General features: G+C 72.9%; 21 protein-coding genes. 9 read left to right on the plus strand and 12 right to left on the minus strand.

The annotated features are described in order from the left end of the window. Positions 1-307: 307 nt before the first annotated feature. Genes ABZY20_RS05410 through ABZY20_RS05430 form a run of 5 tightly spaced genes read left to right on the plus strand, consistent with a single transcriptional unit; the run spans position 308 to position 4,816 of the window. The gene (locus ABZY20_RS05410; protein WP_356436867.1) at positions 308-1,867 is read left to right on the plus strand and encodes a hypothetical protein; all 1,560 of its coding nucleotides are present in this window, start codon (positions 308-310) and stop codon (positions 1,865-1,867) included. Positions 1,868-1,886: 19 nt separating this feature from the next. Beyond that, on the plus strand, positions 1,887-2,447 hold the full coding sequence (locus ABZY20_RS05415) for a hypothetical protein (RefSeq protein WP_356436869.1): 561 nt from the start codon (positions 1,887-1,889) through the stop codon (positions 2,445-2,447). A gap of 2 nt (positions 2,448-2,449) precedes the next feature. Next, entirely contained in the window at positions 2,450-2,710 is a 261-nt protein-coding gene (locus ABZY20_RS05420; protein ID WP_356436872.1) for a hypothetical protein, read from the plus strand. Continuing rightward, on the plus strand, positions 2,707-3,096 hold the full coding sequence (locus ABZY20_RS05425; protein ID WP_356436875.1) for a hypothetical protein: 390 nt from the start codon (positions 2,707-2,709) through the stop codon (positions 3,094-3,096). Before ABZY20_RS05420 ends, ABZY20_RS05425 begins: the two co-directional genes overlap by 4 nt. 31 nt (positions 3,097-3,127) lie before the next feature. Continuing rightward, a complete protein-coding gene (locus ABZY20_RS05430; protein WP_356436878.1) occupies positions 3,128-4,816 on the plus strand; it encodes a glycoside hydrolase family 18 protein in 1,689 nt (562 codons plus the stop codon). Between the two features lie 36 nt (positions 4,817-4,852). Here ABZY20_RS05430 and ABZY20_RS05435 read toward each other — a convergent pair whose 3' ends face one another. The 5 genes from ABZY20_RS05435 to ABZY20_RS05455 all read right to left on the minus strand — a co-directional run bounded on the left by ABZY20_RS05435 (position 4,853) and on the right by ABZY20_RS05455 (position 11,672). After that, positions 4,853-5,302: a hypothetical protein gene (locus ABZY20_RS05435; protein WP_356436880.1), complete on the minus strand. Its 450-nt coding sequence runs from the start codon at positions 5,300-5,302 to the stop codon at positions 4,853-4,855. Between the two features lie 76 nt (positions 5,303-5,378). After that, positions 5,379-6,695 (minus strand): Nramp family divalent metal transporter, encoded by a 1,317-nt coding sequence (locus tag ABZY20_RS05440; RefSeq protein WP_356436882.1) that lies wholly within the window; start codon positions 6,693-6,695, stop codon positions 5,379-5,381. A gap of 163 nt (positions 6,696-6,858) precedes the next feature. Continuing rightward, a complete protein-coding gene (locus ABZY20_RS05445; RefSeq protein WP_356436884.1) occupies positions 6,859-7,341 on the minus strand; it encodes an ATP-binding protein in 483 nt (160 codons plus the stop codon). Positions 7,342-7,421: 80 nt separating this feature from the next. After that, the gene (locus ABZY20_RS05450; RefSeq protein ID WP_356436886.1) at positions 7,422-8,336 is read right to left on the minus strand and encodes an MEDS domain-containing protein; all 915 of its coding nucleotides are present in this window, start codon (positions 8,334-8,336) and stop codon (positions 7,422-7,424) included. A 36-nt stretch (positions 8,337-8,372) separates the two neighbouring features. Continuing rightward, positions 8,373-11,672 (minus strand): LuxR C-terminal-related transcriptional regulator, encoded by a 3,300-nt coding sequence (locus ABZY20_RS05455; protein WP_356436889.1) that lies wholly within the window; start codon positions 11,670-11,672, stop codon positions 8,373-8,375. 271 nt (positions 11,673-11,943) lie between these two features. Here ABZY20_RS05455 and ABZY20_RS05460 point away from each other — a divergent pair, with 271 nt between their 5' ends. After that, positions 11,944-13,296 (plus strand): M14 family metallopeptidase, encoded by a 1,353-nt coding sequence (locus ABZY20_RS05460; RefSeq protein ID WP_356436891.1) that lies wholly within the window; start codon positions 11,944-11,946, stop codon positions 13,294-13,296. Here the strand turns inward: ABZY20_RS05460 and ABZY20_RS05465 are convergent. From ABZY20_RS05465 to ABZY20_RS05485, 5 genes are all read right to left on the minus strand, one after another. Next, positions 13,293-13,823 carry a hypothetical protein gene (locus tag ABZY20_RS05465; protein WP_356436893.1) on the minus strand — a complete coding sequence of 177 codons (531 nt, stop codon included), beginning with the start codon at positions 13,821-13,823 and terminating at the stop codon, positions 13,293-13,295. The genes ABZY20_RS05460 and ABZY20_RS05465 overlap by 4 nt on opposite strands. 95 nt (positions 13,824-13,918) lie before the next feature. Next, complete coding sequence (locus ABZY20_RS05470) at positions 13,919-15,397, minus strand: gluconate:H+ symporter (protein WP_356436895.1); 1,479 nt, start codon at positions 15,395-15,397, stop codon at positions 13,919-13,921. Between the two features lie 104 nt (positions 15,398-15,501). Beyond that, positions 15,502-15,912: a RidA family protein gene (locus tag ABZY20_RS05475; RefSeq protein ID WP_356436897.1), complete on the minus strand. Its 411-nt coding sequence runs from the start codon at positions 15,910-15,912 to the stop codon at positions 15,502-15,504. Next, positions 15,909-16,670: an IclR family transcriptional regulator gene (locus tag ABZY20_RS05480; RefSeq protein ID WP_356436900.1), complete on the minus strand. Its 762-nt coding sequence runs from the start codon at positions 16,668-16,670 to the stop codon at positions 15,909-15,911. The genes ABZY20_RS05475 and ABZY20_RS05480 overlap by 4 nt, the downstream gene beginning before the upstream one ends. Next, positions 16,667-17,737: a sugar kinase gene (locus tag ABZY20_RS05485; RefSeq protein ID WP_356436903.1), complete on the minus strand. Its 1,071-nt coding sequence runs from the start codon at positions 17,735-17,737 to the stop codon at positions 16,667-16,669. Before ABZY20_RS05485 ends, ABZY20_RS05480 begins: the two co-directional genes overlap by 4 nt. A 133-nt stretch (positions 17,738-17,870) precedes the next feature. Between ABZY20_RS05485 and ABZY20_RS05490 the strand changes: the two genes are divergently transcribed. Beyond that, a complete protein-coding gene (locus ABZY20_RS05490; protein ID WP_356436906.1) occupies positions 17,871-19,148 on the plus strand; it encodes an amino acid deaminase in 1,278 nt (425 codons plus the stop codon). A gap of 13 nt (positions 19,149-19,161) precedes the next feature. Then, positions 19,162-20,775: a D-aminoacylase gene (locus ABZY20_RS05495; RefSeq protein WP_356436909.1), complete on the plus strand. Its 1,614-nt coding sequence runs from the start codon at positions 19,162-19,164 to the stop codon at positions 20,773-20,775. A 21-nt stretch (positions 20,776-20,796) separates the two neighbouring features. Here the strand turns inward: ABZY20_RS05495 and ABZY20_RS05500 are convergent, their stop codons facing one another. Then, positions 20,797-21,720: a serine protease gene (locus ABZY20_RS05500; protein ID WP_356436912.1), complete on the minus strand. Its 924-nt coding sequence runs from the start codon at positions 21,718-21,720 to the stop codon at positions 20,797-20,799. Between the two features lie 162 nt (positions 21,721-21,882). After that, the gene (locus tag ABZY20_RS05505; protein ID WP_356436915.1) at positions 21,883-22,848 is read right to left on the minus strand and encodes a hypothetical protein; all 966 of its coding nucleotides are present in this window, start codon (positions 22,846-22,848) and stop codon (positions 21,883-21,885) included. Between the two features lie 126 nt (positions 22,849-22,974). Here ABZY20_RS05505 and ABZY20_RS05510 point away from each other — a divergent pair, with 126 nt between their 5' ends. Further along, entirely contained in the window at positions 22,975-24,186 is a 1,212-nt protein-coding gene (locus ABZY20_RS05510; protein WP_356436918.1) for a pyridoxal phosphate-dependent aminotransferase, read from the plus strand. The last annotated feature ends 82 nt before the right edge of the window (positions 24,187-24,268 follow it).

The raw sequence follows: 24,268 nt of genomic DNA on the forward strand, positions 1-24,268 counted from the left end.
ACCGTGTCGACTTCACTGCGTGACTACCTCAGCACTGTATCCACGGCTCTGTGACCGGAGAACAGCGTTTGTGTAGCTGAGGAGCAACTGTCGTTGCACAAGACGCGCCAAAACGGGGCACGTTGAGCATCTTGCCGGTCGTCGGCGGGCCCAGGGGCGGGCCCACGGCGGTCCCGGGCGGTGGGCCCAGCGGGCCCGGAGTTGACGGTGGGCCTGCGTTTGGGCCCTGAGACCCACGCCTGACGGGGCGTCGCGTCCCTACGCTCGCCGTCCACGGGCACACGCTTCGGGCAAGGAGGGGTGCCGTATGGCTGGCGGGGGCGGCATACGGACGTACGGGCGCGGACCGGTCCTCGACGACCGCGGCGCGACGGGCACCGAGTACCTCGGGATGGTCGTCGTCAGCGCGGCGATCGTCCTCGCCGTCTCGGCGACCGGGGTCGGGCAGCTGGTCTACGACAGGATCGCCGCGCAGGTGTGCAGGGTCGCCGGCGGCGGCGACTGCGGCGCGGGCGGCCCGGGGACGGGCAGGCCGCTGACCGACGCCGACTTCGAGCCGGCGCTGTGCCAGGTCTCCGCCGTCACCGACAAGGCGGGCTCCAAGGCGAAGGTCCTGTTCTGGGAGATCGGCAAGGAGTACGGCTTCCAGGAGCAGCGCCTGAAGGCGAAGACGGACGTGAACGGCGACGGCAGGGTCGACGACCGTGACCAGCTGGTCTACCTGACCTTCACGGACGCCGCGTCGGTCGCCGCGAAGAAGGACTTCAAGCCGGGCATGAAGGTGGGCCGGTTCGGCGCCGACAAGGTGGAGCTGGGACTCGGCATCAAGGTCACCAACGGCGACACCTGGGTGTTCCAGAGCCCCGAGGAGGCCGAGCGGTTCCGCGACGACGTCGAGAAGCTGCAGATGTACGAGATGCGGCGGACCATGCCGGGCGGCGCGGAGGCGAGCCTCGGCGACAGCATCCTCTACCTCTTCGGGACGGGCCCCCTGAAGGACGAGGAGGACACCGAGAACCGCGTCAAGGAGCACCTCGGCGACAACCGGAAGATCACCTACGGCAAGGTCGGGCTGGAGGCCTCGGCGTCGGCGGGCCTGCAGATCTCCGCTGGCGACGAGAGGAAGCTGAGCGCCGCGCTCGGCGGCACCTTCAAGTACGCCCCCGAGGTGACCTGGACCGACAACGCCTACAAGAACACCAAGTCGTACACGTACTCCTCGTCCGTCGAGTTCGGCTCCAAGGTGGGCTACGAGGCGGGACCGCTCAGCGGCGAGTACACGGCGAACACCACACAGACCGGCACCATCACGGTCACCTACGACAAGAAGACCGGCAAGCTGGTCCGGATCGACATGACCCGCACGGTGGAGGAGGGCGGGCAGCGGGACGGTGCCAAGGCCGGCGGCGACAACGGCGGGAAGGGCGACGCGAAGCGCGGCGGCGGCGCCGGGGCGAAGGGCACCGACTCGGGGACGGGCATCGAGATCGTCACCAACAGTGTCGCCTTCGACCCGGGCCCGGCCGGCGACCGGGACCGGGCGGTCGCCGAGCGCTGGCTGGACAGCGGCAACGAGCAGGTCGCCCTGCCGTTCGCGTACATGTTCTCCGACCACGCGCCGACGACCCGGCCGGGCGCCGACGACCCCTTCGGGCAGCTGCTGTTCGACCGGGGCACGTCGAGCCGGATGACGTACACCGGTGAGGTGAACGCGGCCGAATACGGCTTCGAGTTGAATCTGGGGCTCAGTCTGGGCATGACGATCAGCACGGAGAAGAAGGCGGAGACCCTGACCGACGCCCGTTTCCTGGGGGCGCCCCGCGGGGACGGCCGCTCCTATCTTCCCTACAGCTACTGTGCGAACTGACGAGACGGAGCCCCAGCCGATGAAGACCCGCCGTGCCTGCCTGGCCGCCGCCCTGCTGACGACCGCCGTGGCCCTGACCGGCTGCGGGAGCTCCGGCTCCGGCGCGGACTCGGTGCCCGAGGGCTGGGGCACGCTGACGACGAAGGGCGTGGACGTGTCGTACCCGAAGGGGTACGAGCCGCAGAGCGCCGCCGAGCGGGGCCGGCACAACGCGGCGGCTGCGGTGCGCACCCGGGACGGGAGGAAGGTCTCGGTCCTGACCGTGCAGCTCGGCTTCACCGAGGCGGACTCGGCGGAGCAGGCCGGGATCGCCGCCGAGGCGGGCATCCAGATGGGCGCCGACGTCAAGGGGAACAAGGACGTGGAGCTGGCCGGCACCGACGAGGCGAGGCGGATCGACTTCTCCTTCCGGGCGACCGGCGAGGACGGCGGCCCGGCGAAGGGCACCCCGGTCGACGGCGTGATCCTGGCCGGTCTCGACTCGGCCGACACCGCCTTCGCCGTCCGGATCGACGCGCAGCGCGGCACCCTGCCGGACGAGGACCTGGACCGGATCGTCGACTCGGTGCGGGTGCACTGACCATGGAGGTGCCGGGCGCCGGATACGCCGTCCTCACGCTGCTCGTCCTGCTGTTCGGGGTGCCGGCGTGGCGGTACGCGCGACCCGGAGGGCACGGCGACGGTCGCGTGCCGGGGCGGCCGGTCCCCGGTGCTCCGGGCGCCGGCCCTGGTGGCGGGCTGCGGGACGGCCGCGCCCCGCCGGCCTTGGTGGCGGGCTGCGGGACGGCCGCGCCGGGCTTCGCGATCCTGCTGTACGTCGAGATCTCAGGGGGCAGTCGATGACGTTCGTCCGCTGCTGGGCCGTCGGCATCGTGGTGCTGGTGGCCGCCGAGTACCTCCAGATGACGCTGGTGTACGGGCCGCTGACCGGCCCGGAGGGGGTCGGCTCGTTCGGGGGCGCGCTGGCGCTGGTGCACCTGCCGAACCTGGTGTGTGTCGCGCTCGCGACCTGGGCGGCGGCGCGGGTGCATCCGCAGCCGTGGCGGGAGGTGCCGGCGCGGCATCTGGCGGCGGCGTGCGCGGTTCCGGTGGCGGCGCAGCTGCTGCTGTTCGCGCTGCGGCCGGGCGTGCTGGACCCGGCGGGGGTCGCCTTCTGGATGTCGGCGGGGGTGCTGCTGGCGGGCTGCGCGGTGGGGCTGCTGCTCGACCGGTTGGTCTGGACCTCTTGACAGTCCCGTTGGTCTGGACCATTTTCTTGTCATGTCCAGACACAGACGATCCCTGCGGCTGTGGTCGGGCGCCCTCACGGCTGCCCTGGCCCTCACTGTCACGACCGTCGGCCAGGCCTCGGCCGCCGACGTCAACAACGTCAGGAACGCCGGCTTCGAGGCGGGCCTGAGCGACTGGACCTGCTCGGCGGGCAGCGGCGCTGCGGTGTCCTCCCCGGTGCGCTCGGGCACGGCCGCGCTGCGGGCGACCCCGTCGGGGCAGGACAACGCCCGCTGCAGCCAGACCGTGCGGGTGCGGCCGAACTCCACGTACACGCTGGGCGCCTGGGTGCGCGGCGGCTACGCCTACCTGGGCGTCACGGGCACCGGCACCACGGACGTGTCCACCTGGACACCGGACTCCTCCTCCTGGAAGCAGCTCTCGACGACCTTCACGACCGGCTCGTCGACCTCGTCGGTGACCGTGTACACGCACGGCTGGTACGGCCAGGCCGCCTACCACGCGGACGACGTGTCGGTGTTCGGCCCGGACGGGGGCGGCGGCACGGACCCGGGCCCGTCGGTCCCGGCCGCGCCGGGCGGCCTGAGCGTCTCGGGCACGACGTCCTCGTCGGTGTCGCTCGCCTGGAACGCGGTCTCCGGGGCGACGGGCTACACGGTCTACCGCGACGGCACCAAGGTCACGGCCGTCTCGGGGACCTCGGCGACGGTGACCGGGCTCGCGGCCTCGACGGCGTACTCCTTCCAGGTCACCGCGACGAACGCGGCCGGTGAGTCGCCGAAGTCGGCGGCGGTGACGGGCACCACGAACAAGCCCAGCGGCCCCGGTCCCGCCCTGCCCAGACACGCGGTCACGGGCTACTGGCAGAACTTCGACAACGGCGCCACGGTCCAGAAGCTCGCCGACGTCCCGTCCCAGTACGACATCATCGCCGTCGCCTTCGCGGACGCGACCACGACGCCGGGCGCGGTGTCCTTCACCCTCGACTCGGCGGGGCTCGGCGGCTACACGGTCGACCAGTTCAAGGCGGACATCAGGGCCAAGCAGGCGGCCGGCAAGAAGGTCATCATCTCGGTCGGCGGCGAGCGCGGCACGGTCACCGTCAACGACGCCGCGTCGGCGGCCAACTTCGCCGACAGCGTCTGGTCCGTGATGCGGGAGTACGGCTTCGACGGCGTCGACATCGACCTGGAGAACGGCCTCAACGCCACCTACATGACACAGGCGCTGCGCTCCCTGTCGGCGAAGGCGGGCTCCTCGCTGATCATCACGATGGCACCGCAGACCATCGACATGCAGTCGACGTCGAACTCCTACTTCCAGACGGCGCTGAACATCAAGGACATCCTCACCGTCGTCAACATGCAGTACTACAACAGCGGTTCGATGCTGGGCTGCGACGGCAAGGTCTACAGCCAGGGCTCGGTGGACTTCCTGACGGCCCTGGCCTGCATCCAGCTGGAGGGCGGCCTCGCCCCGTCCCAGGTCGGGCTGGGCCTGCCCGCCTCCACGCGCGGCGCGGGCAGCGGCTACGTCTCCCCCACCGTGGTGAACAACGCCCTGGACTGCCTGACCCGGGCCACCGACTGCGGCACCTTCAAGCCGCCGCGGACGTACCCCGACCTGCGGGGCGCGATGACCTGGTCGACCAACTGGGACGCGGCCGCGGGCAACGCGTGGTCGAACGCGGTCGGACCGCACGTGCACGCGCTGCCGTAGCCGGCACCGCCGCCGGGGTGGGGCAGACGGCCTGCCTCACCCCGCCGGCCGGTAGTGGCCCAGCACCCACGCGAGCTGCGGGAACCACTCCTGCAGCCGCGTTCTGGGCTTGGCCTCCACCACGCACTCGAAGAACCGGCCGTCCAGGGGGATCACGGCGACCATCAGCGCCTTGCCGTCGGGGCTCGCCCGGTAGTGGACGCTGCGGATCTCCGCCCAGTGGAACTCGACCGTCAGGCCGTGCGACTCGAAGGCCACGCCCGCCGCGTCGACGACGACCGAGTTGCGCTTGTCGACGGCCAGGAACTCCGGCCCCGCGGGCACCGGCTGCGGCGGGGCCTGGCCGTACGGCGGTGGCACCGGCGGGTACGGGCCCGGGGCGGCCGGGTAGGGCCCCGCCGCGGGCCCGGCGGCCGGAGGCGCCGGGGCGTACTGCGGCGGGGGCGGGCCGAAGCCGGGGCCGGGTGGTGGGTAGGGCTGGCTCATCCGTCAGATCCTCGGTCCTCGTGCTCGCGGGAAACGTCTCGGTGCTGCGGCGAGCCATTCTCCGCCCGCCCCGCCCTTAGAAGAACTCACCCCACGGCTGGTCCCAGATCTGCTTCACGCACAGGACCAGGAAGAGGAGCCCCGCGACGGCCAGCATGGCGTTGCTGAGCGGGCCGTTGCGCCACTCGCGGGGCGTGCGGGCGGAGTTGAGGAGCCAGATGAGGGTGGCCGCCAGGAAGGGCATGAAGGCCGCGCCGAGCACGCCGTAGACGATGACCAGGCGGAACGGCTGCCCCTCGAAGAGCAGGATCATCGGCGGGAAGGTCAGCCAGAGCAGATACGCGCGGAACGGCCAGGAGCGTTCCCGCGCGCCCGAGGCGACCTCCTCGCCCTTGGCCCGGCCCCTGCCGGTCAGCCGGGCCACGAAGTCGGCGAACATCAGGGACACGCCGTGCCAGACGCCGATCAGCGAGGTGAAGGACGTGGCGAAGAAGCCGATCAGGAAGAACTTCGCCGTGGCCGTGCCGTACTCCTCCTCCAGGATGTCGCCCAGCTGGACCAGGCCCTTGTCGCCGGAGGCGAGGGCCACGTTCGCCGAGTGCAGGAGCTCCGCGCCGACGAACAGCATGGCGATGACGAAGACGCCGGTGGTGGCGTAGGCGACGCGGTTGTCCAGGCGCATCACCTTCATCCAGCCGGTGTCGGTCCAGCCCTTGGCGTTGACCCAGTAGCCGTACGCGGCCAGCGTGATGGTGCCGCCCACGCCGCCGATCAGGCCCAGCGTGTTGAGGATCGAGTCCTTCTCGTCCGGCAGGACCGGCAGGAGCCCGGCGAAGGCGCCGGGGATGTTCGGGGTGACCCGGATCGCCAGGTACACGGTGACCACGAACATGACGCCCACCAGGACCGTCATGACCTTCTCGAACACCGCGTACTTGTTGAACCAGACGAAGACCAGACCGACCAGACCGCAGGCGATCCCCCACCACTTGAGGTCCATCACGTCCGGGAACAGCGCCTGCAGCGGCAGCGCGCTCGACGACATCGCGGCGGCGCCGTAGACGAAGCCCCAGACGACGACGTAGACCGCGAAGAACCAGGTCGTCCAGCGGCCGAGGCTCGCCCAGCCGTCGAACAGGGTGCGGCCGGTGGACAGGTGCCAGCGGCCGGCCGCCTCGGCGAGGGAGATCTTCACCAGGCAGCCGATCACCGCCGCCCACAGCAGGGTGTAGCCGAAGTTGCTGCCCGCGATGAGCGTGGCGACCAGGTCACCGGCGCCGACCCCGGTCGCCGCGACGACGATCCCCGGCCCGATGTACTTCCAGCTGCCCTTGCGGGGCGGGGGTGCCTGTGCGGCCGTGTTCTCGGTGGTGTTGCCCGTGGTGTCCGCCATGCAGATCAAGAAACCGCAACCGGCCCGGGTCGACAAGAGGGCCTGCGCGCAGACGCCCCCTGGGGGCGCGGGGAACGGCGCGCCGGGCCCCCACGGACCCGCGGACGGGAACGGCCTCCCGGAGGCAGGACGAACCCCGGGGAGGCCGAACCCGGCGGCAGCGTCACGGCTGTCGCCGACCGCAGCCGTCCGCCCCGCAGGTGCCGAGCTCGAACCACACGGTCTTGCCCGGCCCGTCCCGATGCCAGCCCCAGCGCTGGGCGAGCGCGTCCACCAGGAACATCCCCCGGCCGCTCTCCCCGGTGCCCGCCTCCACCACCCGGGGCACGCGGCGCTCCTGGTCGGCGACCTCGCAGCGCAGCACGCCGTGCGCGGCGAAGAGGGTGAGCCGGAAGCGGCTCTCGGCGTGCACCAGCGCGTTGGTGGCCAGTTCACCGACGAGCAGTTCGGCCACGTCCGCGACCTCGCCGCGCTCCGCGAGGCCCCAGCCCTCCAGCTGCCGGCGGACCTCCGCGCGTGCCTCCCGCACGGCGCAGGGGCGTGGCGCGTACTCGACGCTCAAGCTGCCCGCTCCCAGGGGTGGTTGCGGGAACGGGCCGTGCGGGGCGTCGGGGTCCGGGAAGTGGGGCCCGGAGAGTTGCGGCATGGGTCCAGAGTGATCCCTGGGACCGGTCCGGCGCAGGGGGAGGACTACCCGTATCCCTACCTGCTCGTGCAGGTAGGGGGCTAGGCGTACTGGAGGCGGACCGTCGCTCCCGCGCTGTCGTCGCGGACGTCCACGTACGCGCAGACCTGACGCGCGTACCACAGGCCGGGGCCGGGCTCCGGACCGTCGGCGGGCGGTGGGACGAAGCCGGCGAGCGGGTCGGCGACGGGGCGGGCCGAGCGCAGTTCGCAGACGAGGGAAGGGCTTTCGCCCCACAGCAGGGCGGTGCCGTCGAGGGGCGCCAGGGCGGCCGCGGTCTCCGCGACGGCGGTGGCGAACAGCTCGGCGTCGGCGGCGGGCAGCCCGCGGTCCTCCGCCCAGGTCCGTACGGCCGCCGCGTCCGGCCCGGTGAGGGGCTCGGCGCCGGCCGGGGGCAACGGCAGCGGGACGGCGTCGAGTTCGGCCGTGAGCCGCGCCGGGTCCTCGTACACCTCCGTGCCGGGGTGGGCGCGGCGGGCCGCGGCGACGACGGCGGGCCCGGCCGTGCGGGTGTCGTAGGCGCACAGGGCGGTCGTGGCCAGGGGGGCGAACAGGAGGTTGGCCAGGGCCTCGTAGCGGATCCACTCGGTGGTCTCGCGGGCCGAGCGACCGGCCCGGCCGCTCCAGACGGGCTCCATGAGCAGGTGGATCCGGCCGCCCGGCCCGGCGTGCGCGGCGAGGTGGGCGGCGGCCCGGGCGACGGCGTTGGCGGCGGAGCCGGTGTACCAGTCGGTGTGCGGGACGCAGGTGACGCGTTCGGCGTCGCCGCCGAGGGCGTCGCGCAGGAGGTCCAGGTTGCGGGGGGCGGTGATGGCCACGGGAGGTGGTTCGCCCAGGGCGGCGAGGCCTTCGCCGAGGAAGGGCAGGGCGGCGGCCAGGAAGGCCTCGTCGGTGTCGTAGACGGCCATGCGGTGGTCGAACGGGGTGGTGGGTGCGGCGGGTGGTGAGGTGGTCACGGGTTTCCCTCGGGTGTGGGTGCGGGCGGGGGCGGGTCAGCGCTGTGCCGTCATCCAGGCGGCGATCTGGCTGCGGTTGGTGAAGCCGAGCTTGCTGAGGATGCGTTCCACATGGCCTTCGGCGGTGCGGCGGGCGATCACCAGGCGGTCGGCGATCTGCTGGTTGCCGAGCCCTTCGGCGACCAGCCGGGCGACCTCCTGCTCGCGGCGGGTGAGCGGGCCGGTCGTGCCGTCGTGCGGCGGCGGCGTGGCGGGGCCGGCGGGCTCCTGCAGCGCGTGGGCGACCAGTTCGGCCAGGCCGAGGACGCCGCCGCGCCGGTGGGCCCGCTCGAAGGCCTCGCGGCCCAGGGCCCGGCAGACCTGCTCCTCGCTGTCCCGGCGGGCCGAGGTGAGGCTGCGCGAGCCCCAGCGGCCGGTGTCGATGTCGGCCCAGACGCGGTCGGAGCCGCCCAGCAGTTCGGCCGCGTGCTCGTGGGCGCCGCGCGCCACGGCGATCGACGCGAGCAGGTCGAGGGTGAGGGCGATGCCGGTGATGTCGTGGACGGCGAGTTTCAGCCGCAGCGCCTCACGGGCGTGCCGTTCGGCCCGGGGCCAGTCGGCGCGCACGCTGTGGGCGAGGGCCAGCATGCGCAGGACGTACGAGCGCACCCACTGCTCGCCGTGCCGCTCGCACAGCCGCAGCGCCCGCTCGCACACCTCGACGGCCCGGTCGGCCTCGCCCAGGAAGCCCAGCGCGCAGGCGAGTTCGACCTGGTCGAGACCGACCAGGCTCAGGTGCTGGCCGGGGACGGGGCCGCGGGCGACGGTGGCCTCGAAGTGCCGCAGCGCGCCCGGCAGGTCGTCGCCGAACAGCCGGATGACGCCGATGACGTACTCGGCGTGTGCGGCCTCGGCGGCGACGCCCAGGGCACGGGCGAGGGCGAGGGCCTCCGTGGCGTGGGCCAGGCCCCGGGAGAGGTTCTGGGTGGCGGCGGCCAGCAGCCCGGCGACCCACAGGCCGCGGGCCCGTTCCCTTGTCGGCTCCGGGTGGGCGGCCAGGGCCCGGTCGAGCCAGTACAGGCCTTCGCGGAGGGCGCCGCAGGCGTGCCAGTGGAACCAGAGCGTGCCGGCGAGGTGCAGCCCGGTGCGTGCCTCGCCCGGGGTGGAGAGGCTGTGGTCGAGGGCGGCGCGCAGGTTGTCGCGGTCGGCGCGCAGCAGGGCGACGGTTTCGGGCTGCCCGGGCCCGAACCAGCCGCGTTCCCACGCCTCGACGCGCCGCACCATCCAGTCCCGCTGCCGCCGCCGCGCCGCGGCCTCCTCCCCCGCCCGGTGCCGCAACTGCTCCAGCCCGTACTCGCGCAGGGTGTCCAGCATCCGGTAGCGCACGCCCCCGGGTCCCGGCTCCCGGCAGAGCACGGACTTGTCCACGAGCCCGGCCACGGCGTCCAGCACGTCGTCACGCCGCAGGGCGGGCCACGACCGCCCGACCGACGCACCGCCCGCGCCGACGACGGTGTGCGGGCCGGGGCCACCGGGCCGGGGCGGGGACGACGCGGGGCCGCCGGGCCTGAGCGATGCCGGGCTGCCGGAGCCGGGCGGGGGCTGGACAGGACCGCCGAGCCCGGACGGCAACGGCGCACGGCCGCCGGGGCGGAGATGAGCCGGTCCACCGGGACCGGACGCGGGCTGGGCGGGATCGTCAACGCCGGACGAGGACATCCCACCGCCACCGGCGCTGAGCCGAGCCGGACCACCGGCACCGGACGAGGAGTGGACGGGGTCCTCGACACCGGACGAGGACATCCCACCGCCACCGGGACTGAGCCGAGCCGGACCACCGGCACCGGACGACGGCTGGGCGGTGCCACCGGACCACGGCGAGGACACCGCCGGACCACCGGGACCGGACGACGGCCGGGCGGAGTCCTCGACGCCACACGGCAACGGCCCACGGCCGCCGGGACCGAGCCAGACCGGACCGTCGGAACCCGGCGAAGGCTGGGCGGTGCCACCGGAACCCGGCGAAGACCGGGCGGTGCCCCCGGAGCCCGGCGAGGACAGCGCCGGGCCGCCGGGGCCGAACGGGAGCGGGGACTGGGTGCCGAGGCCGTGCGGGGGCGGCGGGGCACCGCGGCGGGGCAGGGCCGGCGAGCCACCGGCGACGGAGGCGGACCGCGGGATCAGCACGCCGCCCGGCGCCACGTCCCCCTCACCGCCGGCCGGTGGAGGCAGCGTCAGCGTCCCTCCGTGGGCCTGTGCGGAACGCGCGCCTTCGCTGGACGCCGATGCCCGCAAGGCCCCCTCGGCCCACTGCGCCGCGCCCTCCGCCAGGCTCCTGGCCTGCCCCACCATGGCCGCCCCCGCCGCCCCCGCCGCCTCTTCCGGCAGGAGGCCCCTCGATACCGCCTCCGCCCCCCGCGCGGCGTCCTCCGCGCCCGCGGCGTCCGCGTCGGCGGCGTCCGCGCAGACCGCCTCCGCCGTCTCCAGGTCGAAGCTCCCCGCCAGCACCGACAGCCGGGCCCACACCGCCTGTTCCGGGCCGGTGCACAGGTCGTGGCTCCAGGCGACGGCCGCGCGCAGGGTCTGGTGGCGGGGCAGGGCCGCGGGGCTGCCGGTGGTGAGGACGCGGTAGCGGTCGTCGAGACGGTCCAGGAGCTGGTCGACGTCGAGGACGCGCATCCGGACCGCGGCCAGTTCGATGGCGAGGGGCAGGCCGTCGAGGCGGCGGCAGAGCCGGGCCACGGAGGCGAGGTTGGCGGCGGTGAGGCGGAAGTCGGGGGCGACGGCGGCCGCCCGGTCGGCGAAGAGGGTGAGGGCCGGGTAGCCCTCGGCGGCGCCCAGGTCGCCGTCCGGGTCGGGCACCGGCAGCGGCCGCACCTCCAGCAGGTGTTCCTCGGTGAGGCCGAGCCGGTGCCGGCTGGTGGCGAGGATCCGGACCCCCTCGGTGCCGTGCAGCAGCGCCGCGGCCAGCCGGGCGCAGGCACCGGCCAGGTGCTCGCAGTTGTCGACGACCAGGAGCAGCCGCCGGTCGCGTACCTGCTCGACGAGGGCGGTCAGCGGCGGCTGGGCGGAGTGGTCGTGCAGTCCCAGCGCGTCGGCGGCGGCGAGCGGGACGAGCGCCGGGTCGTGCAGCCCGGAGAGGTGCACGAAGCGCACGCCGTCCGGGAAGGCGCGCCGCACCCGGGCCGCGATGCGCGCGGCGAGCCGGGTCTTGCCGACGCCGCCCGGGCCGGTCAGCGTCACCAGCCGTGCGCGGGCCAGCAGTTCGCGGCCCGCGGTCAGTTCGCCACGCCGGTCGACGAAGCTGGTCGTCTCGACCGGCACCTGGTGGTCCCGTCGTGGCGCTGATCCGCCCATGATCAGCCAGTCCTCTGGGGTGTGGTCCAGGGATCCGGGCGCTCCGGCTCCCCTTGCGCGGATCCTCACCCTGACCCGGTCACGTACATATATGCACGCGCGCGTCACCCCCACGGGTGCACTTCACCCGCCGCCTCTCGGCCGCCGCGCCGTACGCGTACACTGCGCGGCCACTTTCAGTCTTGACCTGCTCATGCCATTAGCAGAACGATATGCGCCACCCGCACACGTACGTCGCACGGAACAACCCCACCTCCCACAAGGAGATTTCATGCGACTTCGCATCCGAGGCTCCGGTGCGCGCACCGGCAGACGCACCGCCGCCCTCGCGGCACTGCTCGCCCTCGCCCTCGCGGCACCCCTGTCCGCGACGACGTCCGACGCCACCGCCGACAGCGCTCCCCGGTCGGCCCCGTCGGCGGACGACGTCCGGCAGTACGAGATCCATCTGCACTCGACGGCCGCCGACCGCACGGCACTTCAGCGCACGGGCGTGACCGTCGACGAGGTGCACGGCCACGGTGTCGTCGTCTCCGGCCGCGCGGACCAGATCAAGAGACTGCGCGCGCTGGGCTACGAGGTCACCCCGCTCGGCGCGGTGCCCGACCGGTCCGCCGGCGAGGACGACGTCCGGGTCTTCGACTTCCCGTCGGGCGACTCGAAGTACCACAACTACGCGGAGATGACGAGCGAGATCAACGCGGTCGTCGCGGCGAACCCGTCCATCGCGAGCCGGCGCGTGATCGGCAAGTCCTACCAGGGCCGCGACATCGTCGCCATCAAGATCAGCGACAACGTGGGCACCGACGAGTCCGAGCCGGAGGTGCTGTTCACGCACCACCAGCACGCCCGCGAGCACCTGACCGTCGAGATGGCCCTCTACCTGCTGCGCGAGCTGACCTCCGACTACGGCTCCGACTCCCGCGTCACCGGCATGGTGAACAACCGCGAGATCTGGATCGTGCCGGACATGAACCCGGACGGCGGCGAGTACGACATCGCCACCGGCTCGTACCGCTCGTGGCGCAAGAACCGGCAGCCCAACTCCGGTTCCTCGTACGTCGGCACCGACCTGAACCGCAACTGGAACTACCGCTGGGGCTGCTGCGGCGGCTCCTCGGGCTCCCCGTCCTCCGACACCTACCGGGGACCGGCGGCCGAGTCGGCGCCCGAGGTGAAGGTGGTCGCCGACTTCGTGCGCAGCCGGGTCGTCGGCGGCAAGCAGCAGATCACCGCCGCGATCGACTTCCACACGTACAGCGAGCTGGTGCTCTGGCCGTTCGGCTACACGTACTCCGACACCACGACCGGGATGACCGCCGACGACCACGCGGCGTTCAGGACGGTCGGGCAGAAGATGGCCGCGAGCAACGGCTACACGGCGGAGCAGTCCAGCGACCTCTACATCACGGACGGGTCGATCGACGACTACCTCTGGGGCGCGCACAAGATCTTCGGCTACACCTTCGAGATGTACCCCCGCTCCGGTGGAGGGGGGTTCTACCCGCCCGACGAGGTGATCGAGCGGGAGACCTCCCGCAACCGGGACGCGGTGCTGCAGTTGCTGGAGAACGCGGACTGCATGTACCGGTCGATCGGCAAGGAAGGGCAGTACTGCGGCTAGTCCGCGTCCTGCTCGCCTTCTTCCTTTGCCTCTTCCTCTTCCTCGAAGTAGGCGTCCAGCACCGCGTCCAGCTGTTCGTCCCACTCCGTGAAGCGGCTCCTGGCCGGCGCCTCGATCTCGATCGGGTACCAGCGCCGGTCAGGGGTGTGGACGGTGACGGTCCAGCGCTTGCCGAAGCGGGCCGTCGCCGTCTCCACCGCGCCGATCTCGTCCCAGCGGAACTCGCACTCCTGGTCGTCCAGGCAGAGCCGGACGCCTCTGTGGTCGGCGACGATCCGGGCGCGGCGGTCGGACGCCTCGAAGACGGGACCGTCGACGGCGGTGTCCTCCTCCGGCTCGGAGGGGGACACCGTGCCCTCCTCCGCCGCCTCGGGGGCGGCCTCCTCGGCCTCGGCGACCTCAGGCTCCTTCTCCGGCCCGTCCTCCTCCGTCCGTCCGGACGCGGGTGACGTGAGCCCGGGGATGAAGGCCGGGTCGAATCCGGCGCCTTCCAGGGGCTGGCTGCTCGAACCTATGCGCTGCTCCACAGCGGAGCAGTATGGTCGACAAACCTGTGCCGCACACAGCCAGCCCCCAACTTCGTTATCGGACGCCTACATCAGGGCGCCCGCATGGGGCGCCCCTACACGAACAGGCTCAGGACCGCCGCCACCGCGAACCCGGCCACGGACAGCACGCTTTCGAGCACCGTCCACGTCTTGAGCGTGTCGCGTTCGCTGATGCCGAAGTACTTGGCCACCATCCAGAAGCCGCCGTCGTTGACGTGCGAGGCGAAGATGGAGCCCGCGGAGATGGCCATGATGACCAGGGCCACGAACGCCTGGGAGTGGTCGCCCTCGGAGAGCAGGGGCGCCACGATGCCGGCCGTGGTGACGATCGCGACCGTCGCCGAGCCCTGGGCCACGCGCAGCACCACGGAGATCAGGTACGACAGCACGATCACCGGCAGGCCGACGCCGTTGAAGGTGTCCGACAGGGCCTGGGCGACGCCGCTGGCCTTGAGCACGGCGCCGAAGACGCCGCCCGCGCCAACCACCAGCAGGATGTTGCCGACCGGCTTCAGGGACGCCGTGGACACCGTCTCCAGCGACCTGCGCGACCAGCCGCGGCGGATGCCCAGCAGGTAGTACGCGAGGAACAGGGCGATGGTGAGTGCCACGAAGGGGTTGCCGAAGAACTCGATGACCGAGCGCGGGGTGGAGGGGTCCAGGGCGATCGAGGAGAAGGTCGCGGCGAGGATGAGGACCAGCGGGGTCCCGATGATGCCGAGGACCGTGCCGAGGGACACCGGCTGCTCGCTCGGCGCCACCCCGGCGGCCCGCTGCTCGTCGACGACGGCCTGCTTGGCCTCCGCCGCCGCCTCGACCATGTCCTGCGGCACGGGGACGAAGATGCGCCGGCCGATCCACGCCGAGTAGCCCCACGCGGCGACCACGGCCGGCAGTCCGCACACGACGCCCATGAGGATGACCCAGCCGAGGTCGACGTGGAGCAGACCGGCCGCGGCGACCGGGCCGGGGTGCGGCGGCAGGAACGCGTGGGTGACCGACAGGCCCGCCAGCAGCGGCAGGCAGTAGAGCAGGATCGACTTGCCCGAGCGCTTGGCGGCGGCGTAGACGATGGGCGCCAGGACGAAGATGCCGACGTCGAAGAAGACCGGGACGCCGAAGATGAGGCCGGTCAGGCCCATGGCGAGCGGGGCGCGCTTCTCGCCGAACAGGCCGAGCAGACGGCCCGCCAGCACCTCGGCGCCGCCGCTGACTTCGAGGATCGCGCCGAGCATGGTGCCCAGGCCGATGATGATGGCGACGTGGCCGAGGATGCCGCCCATGCCGGACTCGATGGTGGAGACGGCGTCCGACTTCTGGACCGTGCCGAAGAGTTCGGTGACCGACAGGCCGGCGGCGAGGCCGACGGCTATGGAGACCGCGAGCAGCGCGACGAACGGCTGGAGTCTGGTCCTGATGATGAGGAACAGCAGCAGCGCGATGCCGAGCGCGGCGGTGAGCAGGAGTCCGGCCGTGCCGTCGACGAGGAGGAGCAGTCCTCCCGTGTGGGGCGGGGTCTCGGCGGGCGCGGACGCGGCGAGCGAAGGGGACATTCGGGGGTCCTCTGGGTAAATGCATGCGGCTTCTGGGTAGGGGGGAGCGCGGCGCGGCGCATCGAAGGCGCCGCACCTGACAGGCGTGCGGGTGACGGGGGGTGTCAGCCGAGGACGGCGAGCGCGTCGATCTCGATGAGGAGGCCCGCGGGGAGACCGACGTAGACGGTCGTGCGCGCGGCGGGCGGCTGGGTCAGGCCCTGCTCCTCGAAGTACGCGTTGTAGATCTCGTTCATCTCGGCGAAGTGGTTCACGTCCGTGAGGTAGACGCGGATCATCATGGCGTCGTCCCAGGTGGCGCCGCCCTCCTCCAGGACGGCCCGGACGTTGGCCAGGGTCTGCAGGGTCTGCTCGCGCAGGGTCGGCCCGGCGGGCGTGGGGGGCTTGCCCTCCTCGGCGGGCAGGAAGCCGACCTGGCCGGCGACCTGGAGGATGTTGCCCTTCCTCACACCGTGGGAGAACCGCGCCGGCGGGGTGGTGTGGGTCTTGGGGGTGAGCGCGGTCTTGTCCGTCATGTGGTGCCCTTCACTGGTGTCCTGCCGGAGTACTCGCCGCTGATGGCGTCCGCCGTACGGCGCACCAGCGGCAGGAGGGTGAGGAGTTCGTCGGCGGTGACGACGACGTTCGGCGCGGAGACCGACATCGCGGCCACGACCCGGCCGTCGGCACCCCGGATGGGCGCCGCGACGCAGTTGATGGACTCCTCGTGGCCGCCGAGGTCGGTGGCCCAGCCCTGTTCGCGCACCTTCTCCAGCTCGCGCAGGAACGCGCTCGCGTTGGGGGTCGAACGGGCCGTGTACGCGGGGTAGTCGAGCTTCTCGGCGACCGCGCGCCGCTCGTGCTCGGGCAGGTCGGCCAGGAGCAGCTTGGCGACCGCGGCGACGGTGATGGCGACGGGCTTGCCGATGCGGGAGTACATCCGCACCGGGTAGCGGCTCTCGACCTTGTCGATGTAGAGCACCTCGTTCTCCTCGTACACGGCGAGGTGGACGGTGTGCCCGCAGCTCTCGTTGAGGCGGACCAGGTGGGGATGGGCGATCTCGCGGACGTCGAGGTTCTCCATCGCCTCCTGGGCGAGGGCGAAGAGCCGGGCGCCGAGGCGGTAGCGCTGGTCGGACTGGCGGTAGACCAGGCCGTGCTCGTGCAGGGTGCGCAGCAGGCGCAGGGCGGTGGACTTGTGGACGCCGAGGCGGTCGGCGACCTGCCCCAGGTCGGCGGGGCCCTCGGCGAGCAGCGGCAGGATGCTGAGCGCGCGGTCGACGGTCTGGCTCATGGCGTTCGTACCTCCTCGTCGGCCCGCTGGGTGTCCTCGGTCCAGCCCGGGCCGAGTCGCAGTCTCCCCCATGCGGTGTCGTCCAGGGCGGCGAGCCGGTCGGCGTGCTCCCGGGCGGGCGGCGCGGCGAGGTCGCCGGGGACGGTGAGGGCGGCGGCGGCCGTCAGGTGCCCGTGGCGCAGCCGGTCCCGGACGGGCAGTCCGCGCAGGGTGGCGGAGAGGAACCCGGCGGCGAAGGCGTCGCCCGCGCCGACGGCGGCGACGACGTCCACGCGCGGGGCGCGGACGAGGGTGGCGGTGCCGTCCGCGTCCTCCGCGTCGCCGGGGTCCTTGCCGAGGGCGACGGCGCCGCCCGGGCCCATCTTGACGACGACCAGCCCGGGCTCGGGCAGCGCGTCCCGGACGGCGGACGCGCCGTGCAGCCCCCACGCGTCGAGGGCCTCGTCCGCGCCGACGAAGACGAGGTCGGCGCGGCGGGCGAGGTCCAGCAGCACCCGCGGTCCGTCCGGGTCCGCCCACAGTCCCGGCCGGTGGTTGACGTCGAAGGAGACGAGGGGCCGCCGCGGCCCCGGCTCGGTCAGCTCCCACAGCAGGTCGAGGCAGCTGCCGGAGAGCGCCGCCGTGATCCCCGACAGGTGCAGCACCCGGGCGGCCCGCACGGCCGCCAGGTCCACGGTGCCGGCGGACATCGCGGAGGCGGCCGATCCCGCCCGGTAGTAGGCGACCTCGTGGGCGTCGGTGGCCCGGTCCCCGGCCGTGCGGAAGTAGATACCGGTCGGACGCGCCGGATCGCGCCGCACGGAGGCGACGTCGACGCCGTAGGACCCGATCTCCTCGACGAGGTGGTCGCCGAAGCCGTCGGCGCCGACCGCGCTGACCCACCGCACGGAGTGCCCCGCCGCCGCCAGCACGCACGCCACGTTGGACTCCGCCCCGCCGATGCCCCGCTCGAACGACGGCACGTCGGCGAGGCGGCCCGGCCGGGAGGGCAGGAACGTGACCATGGACTCGCCGAGCGCGACGACGTCCACGACGCCGGGGTCGTCGCTGGGTCCGGTGGGGGTCACGATGCTCGTAGCTCCTCGGCGGTTCGGTGGGTGGCGGTTTCATTGACCGGCGGTGGCCGAGATGTTAGACAGCGTTGAGCGATATACGCAATGAAGGTTGCAGACAGTGCAACACTGCTGATCAGGAGGCTCCATGCCAGCCGACACCGCAGCCGAGTCCCTCGCCCGGCTCGCCGCAGAGCGCGTCGACCACCGCTTCAAGGGCCTCCCGCCGGACGCGGACGGCCTGACGGTCGGCGAGCTGGCCGCCCAGCGCCGCAACCTCTTCGACGGCGGCTTCACCACCCCCGTGCTCGCGCTGTCCGCCGAGCGCCTGGAGCACAACCTGAGGCTCATGGAGACGTACGCGGCCCGGCACGGCCTGGCCTTCGCGCCGCACGGCAAGACCTCCATGGCCCCGCAGCTGTTCCACCGGCAGATCGAGCACGGGGCGTGGGGCATCACGCTGGCGGTGCCGCACCAGGTGCAGGTGGCGCGGGCCTTCGGCACCCGGCGCGTGTTCCTCGCGAACGAACTGGTCGACGCGGCGGCCCTGCGCCGGCTCTCCGGCGAGCTGGACGCCGACCCGGACTTCCGGTTCGTCTGCTACGTCGACTCGGTGCGCGGCGTCGAGTTGATGGACGCGGCCCTGCGCGGAGCCGCCCGGCCGGTGGACGTCGTGGTCGAGCTCGCCGCAGGCGAGGGCGCCCGGACCGGTGTCCGCACGGAGGCGGAGTGCGCGGCGGTCGCGGACGCCGTGGCCGCCACGCGGACGCTGCGGCTGGCCGGTGTCGCGGGCTACGAGGGCGAGGTGCCGAAGGCCGACCCGGAGCGGGTGACGGCGTGGCTGCGGCGGCTGGTCGCGCTCGCCGCCGACTTCGACGCGGCGGGGCGCTTCACCGGCCTGGACGAGATCATCGTCAGCGCGGGCGGCAGCGCCTGGTTCGACGCGGTCGCCGGCGTCTTCGCGGAGATCCCCGAACTGTCCCGGCCCGTGCTGAAGCTGCTGCGCTCGGGCGCCTACGTCTCGCACGACGACGGCCACTACCGCAAGCTGACCCCGTTCAACCGGGTCCCCGAGGAGGGCGCCCTGGAGCCCGCGTTCCGGCTGTGGACGCAGGTGGTGTCCCGCCCCTCCCCCGAGCAGGCCTTCGTCAACGCGGGCAAGCGGGACGCCGCCTACGACCTCGACCTGCCGTTCGCGCAGGTGATCCGCCGCGGCGGCGCCGAGCGCCCGGCCACCGGCGTGGCGGTGACGGCCCTGTCCGACCAGCACGCCTGGCTGAGCACCACGCCGGAGGCGGACCTGGAGGTGGGCGACTGGGTCGGCCTGGGCCTGTCCCACCCGTGCACCTCGTTCGACAAGTGGCAGCTGATCCCGGTCGCCGAGGCGGACGGCACGGTCGTCGACTACGTCCGCACGTTCTTCTAGGAGGCGGGAAGCGATGGAAGAGCTCGTCATCCGGGACGCCGAGGTGGTCGACGGCTCCGGCGCCGACTCCTACCGGGCCGACGTCGTCGTCGACGGCGGCCGGATCACCTCGATCGTCAAGGAGGCCGCGGCGGCCGGCTGCCAGCGGCCGAAGGCCCGCCGGGAGCTGGACGCCGAGGGGCTGGTCCTCTCCCCCGGGTTCGTCGACATGCACGCCCACAGCGACCTGGCGCTGCTGCGCGATCCCGACCACAGCGCCAAGGCCGCGCAGGGCGTGACGCTGGAGGTGATCGGCCAGGACGGGCTGTCGTACGCGCCGGTCGACGACCGCACGCTCGGCGAGGTGCGCCGGGCGATCGCCGGGTGGAACGGGCCCGGGGACGACATCGACTTCGACTGGCGCACGGTCGGCGAGTACCTGGACCGGCTGGACCGGGGGATCGCGGTCAACGCGGCCTACCTGATCCCGCAGGGCACGGTCCGGGCCCTCGCCGTCGGCTGGGAGGACCGCCCGGCCACCGCGCGGGAGCTGGACCGGATGCGGCAGTTGGTCGCCGAGGGCATGGAGCAGGGCGCCGTCGGCATGTCGTCGGGGCTGACGTACACGCCCGGCATGTACGCCCGGGACGCCGAACTGACCGAGCTGTGCCGGGTCGTGGCCTCCTACGGCGGCTACTACTGCCCGCACCACCGCTCCTACGGCGCCGGTGCCCTGGAGGCGTACCGGGAGATGATCGCGCTGACGCGGGAGGCGGGCTGTTCCCTCCATCTCGCCCACGCCACCATGAACTTCGGCGTGAACAAGGGCCGGGCGCCCGAACTGCTGGCCCTGCTGGACGAGGCCCTGGCCGCCGGGGCGGACATCAGCCTCGACACCTACCCGTACACGCCGGGCTGTACGGCGCTGGCGGCCGTGCTGCCGAGCTGGGCGGGCGAGGGCGGGCCCGAGGAGACCCTGAAGCGGCTGGCGGACCCGGGGACCGCCGAGCGGATCCGGCACGACCTGGAGGTCACCGGCTCGGACGGCTGTCACGGCGTGCCCGTCGAGTGGGACACCATCGAGATCTCGGGCGTGAACGATCCGGCCCTGGCCGATTTCGTCGGCCGGACGATCGCGGAGTCGGCGGCCCTGCGGGGCGAGGAGCCCTGGGTGACCGCACGGGGGCTGCTGCTGGCCGACCGGCTGGCGCCGACGATCCTGCAGCACGTCGGGCACGAGGAGAACGTCCGGGAGATCATGCGCCACCGGGTGCACACGGGCGGCTCGGACGGCATCCTCCAGGGCGCCAAGCCGCACCCGCGCGCCTACGGCACGTTCCCGCACTATCTCGGGCACTACGTCAGGGAGTTGGGGGTGCTGACGCTGGAGGAGTGCGTCGCGCACCTGACGTCGCGCCCGGCGGCGCGGCTGGGGCTGCCGGACCGGGGCCTGGTCCGCGAGGGCCACCGGGCGGACTTGGTCCTCTTCGACCCGGCGACGGTCGCGGCGGGGTCCACCTTCGCGGAGCCCCGCACGCTCCCGACGGGCATCCCGTACGTCCTGGTCGACGGCCGGTTCGTGATCGAGGACGGCCGGCGCACGGACGTGCTGGCGGGCCGGGCGGTGCGCGGGACTCCTCCCGCGTGACCGCCCGGCCGGCACCCTGCCCTACGGCTTGGGCAGGGTGCAGCCGCTCGCGCTCAGGTCGAGCTTGTTGTCGATCCCGAAGCAGGCCGGGATCTGGTACGTCTCCTGGGCGTAGTTGATGCCCTGACGGACGGTCACGTTGCCGTTCGCGTCGACCTCGCACGGGTTGTTCACCGTGCAGCGCTCACCGTCCTCGTTGCCGGTGTTGTTGACGGCGACGACCTTGTTGGTGGCCTGGTCGACGACGGGCGAGCCGGACGTGCCGCCGATGGTGTCGCAGGCGGAGGTGTAGCGGACCGAGTCCTTCCAGGTCCAGTCGCCCTCCTTCAGGGTGGGCACGAACCCGTCGATGGAGCAGCTGTAGATCCGCTTCCAGTAGCCGGAGGGGATGCTGATGGCGGTGCCGGCGACCGGGTGCGTGTCGTTCAGGGTGAGCGCGTTGATGTTGTACGAGCTCTTGATCTGCGCGTACGTGGTGGTGAGCTGGTACAGCGCGACGTCCGTGTCGGTCATCGTGCCGTACGCGAGCTTGGCGGCGCGCAGGGTGGCCACGCGCGAACCGGAGGCGTTCAGCAGGCTGAAGGTGCGGCTGGAGGCCTTGTCGACGAGGACCTCGCCGGGGCCGGGGAAGCCGGACTCCAGGCAGTGGCCGTTGGTCATCACCAGCGCCGGGTCGTTGTCCTCGGAGTCCGGCATGCGGACGACCGAGCCGGAGCAGTTGCTGAGCGCGACCGTGCCGGCGAAGTTCACCGCCTTGGCGGACGGGTTGAGTCCGGCCAGCGTCTGCTCCACGGACGTGACCACGTCCGAGACGGCGGACGTGGCCGAGCCCGTGTCCGCGACCTTGCCGACGCCCGTGGGGGCGGCCTCGGCAGCGGTCGCGGGAGCCGCGCCGGCCCCGGCTATCGCCAGGGCGAAGAACGCGGCGGCGAGAGGTTTTCTCATGGGGGGTCCCCTCTTGCGACGGAGGCGGCCGGAAATCCTCCGGCCGCCCGCACTATTGTCATGTGCATTGTGATCGTCGCAGAGGGGATGGCACAAGAACCTGTTCCACGAACGGAACCTCAGATTCCCTTCCGGCTCCCCCCAACCCCCTTCACAAGAGGGTCACTTGGGCCCTTTGGTGCCGCCGGGACCGTGCCCGGGCTTTCCGTCGGCCCGGCCGGGGGGCGCCGCCGTGGTGGTGGTCGTGGGGGCGGGGGCCGCCGGGGCGCTGGTCGTCGGTTCGCCGGACGGAGGCGGCACGGCGTCGTCCGAGGCCGAGGGGGACGGGGACCGGCTCCCCTCGGCCGACGGGCTCGCGGAGGCGCCGCCGGACGGCTCGTCGGAATCCTCCGGACCGGCGACGAGCGGCGCGTCGGAGGCGGCGGCCGTACCGGTGCCGGTGGGCGTCACGGCCGGCGACTCCTTCGACGACGAACCCGTACGGCCGTCCTCGCCGCCCCGCGTCCCACCGGAGGACGAGTCGGAGAAGGAGAACCCGGCGATGAGCACGGCCGCCGACAGGGCGCCCACCGCTCCGGCAGCGACCGCCACACGGCGCGAGTGCCACGGGCGCGGTTTGCGCCGCGCGCCGCGCCCGGCACCGGACCGGCTCGGCGCGGGCGCCGCCACCGCCCCCGGCACCCCAGGCACCACCGGCACCCCCGCCACCACCGGCAACTCACGGGTCTCGCCGATGCCGTCCGCGCCGGTCCCGCCCGAGGCGGCGCCCGGGTCGTCCGGGCCGCCGGGGTGCGGGTACCCGGGGGCGCCGGAAGGCAGGGGGGCGTGGGGGTGCCCGGGGGCGCCGGAATACGGGGAGGCGTGCGGATCCCCCGGGGCGCCGGGATACGGGAGGGTGTGCGGGTCGCCCGCGCCGTCCGCGCCGTGCGCACCGCCGCCCGGGTGCGCGGCGCTACCCCCGGCCGCCGGGTCCGCGCTGTCGTACACGTCCTGCCACCCGTGCGCCGCCGCCGGATCCGGGTAGGCGTCGTACGCCGGAGGAGGAGCACCCTGCGGCAGGTACACGTTCGGCGGGCCCTGCGGCTCGCCGCCCGTCGCTCCGTCGGCGTAATCGAATGGCTTGGACATGGCGGCGAATTCTAGGGACCGAAGGTGCTGGTGGGACAGCCGACGGCGATATCGACGCAATTCGCCTTGTCTCACGTGGCGGAAAACACGACCCGCGAGCCATTACCGGGCCGTAAGCTCCCAGACATGCAGGTGATCCAGTCGACCAAGCTCGCCAACGTCTGTTACGAGATCCGGGGCCCGGTGCTCGAGGAGGCGATGCGGCTGGAGGCTGCCGGTCACCGGATCCTCAAGCTGAACACCGGCAACCCGGCGGCGTTCGGCTTCGAGTGCCCGCCGGAGATCCTGGAGGACATCCTCCGCAACGTCTCCTCGGCGCACGGCTACGGCGACGCGAAGGGCCTGCTGGCCGCCCGCCGCGCGGTCGTCATGCACAACCAGACCCTCGGCATCGAGACGGACGTCGAGCACGTCTTCATCGGCAACGGCGTCTCCGAGCTGATCGTGATGGCGATGCAGGGCCTGCTGGACGACGGCGACGAGGTGCTCGTCCCCGCGCCCGACTACCCGCTGTGGACGGCCGCCGTCTCCCTGTCCGGCGGCACCGCCGTGCACTACCGCTGCGACGAGCAGTCCGACTGGATGCCGGACCTGGCCGACGTCGAGCGCAAGGTCACCGACCGCACCAAGGCGATCGTGATCATCAACCCGAACAACCCGACCGGGGCCGTGTACGACGAGGCGATGATCAAGGGGCTCACCGACATCGCCCGCCGCCACAACCTGCTCGTCTGCTCCGACGAGATCTACGACAAGATCCTCTACGACGAGGCCGTGCACACCCCGACCGCCAAGGTCGCCCCCGATCTGCTCACCCTCACCTTCAACGGCATGTCGAAGGCGTACCGGGTGGCCGGCTACCGGGTGGGCTGGATGTCGATCTCCGGGCCGCGCGCCCACGCCGACTCCTACATCGAGGGCCTGACGATCCTGGCGAACATGCGCCTGTGCGCGAACATGCCGGGACAGCACGGGGTCGTCGCCGCGCTCAGCGGGCGCCAGACGATCAACGACCTGGTGCTGCCGGGCGGGCGACTGCGCGAGCAGCGGGACGTCGCCTACGAGCTGCTCACCCAGATCCCCGGCGTGACCTGCGTGAAGCCCAAGGGGGCGCTGTACCTCTTCCCGCGCCTCGACCCCAAGGTCTTCAAGATCAAGGACGACCGGCGGATGGTCCTCGACCTGCTGCGCCGCGAGAAGATCATGGTCGTCCAGGGCACCGGCTTCAACTGGCCGGAGCCGGACCACTTCCGGGTCGTGACCCTGCCCTCGGTCACCGACCTGCGGGACGCGATGGGCCGGATCGGCCGCTTCCTCGACGGGTACGGCCAGCCCTGACCCACGCCGATACCGACACCGCCCGCTCACCCTTCGTGCGCGGGCGGTCCGGTTTTGTGAACAACTCAACTTTAGACGAAAT

The organism is Streptomyces sp. NPDC006624, assembly GCF_040611555.1.
Lineage (GTDB): Bacteria > Actinomycetota > Actinomycetes > Streptomycetales > Streptomycetaceae > Streptomyces.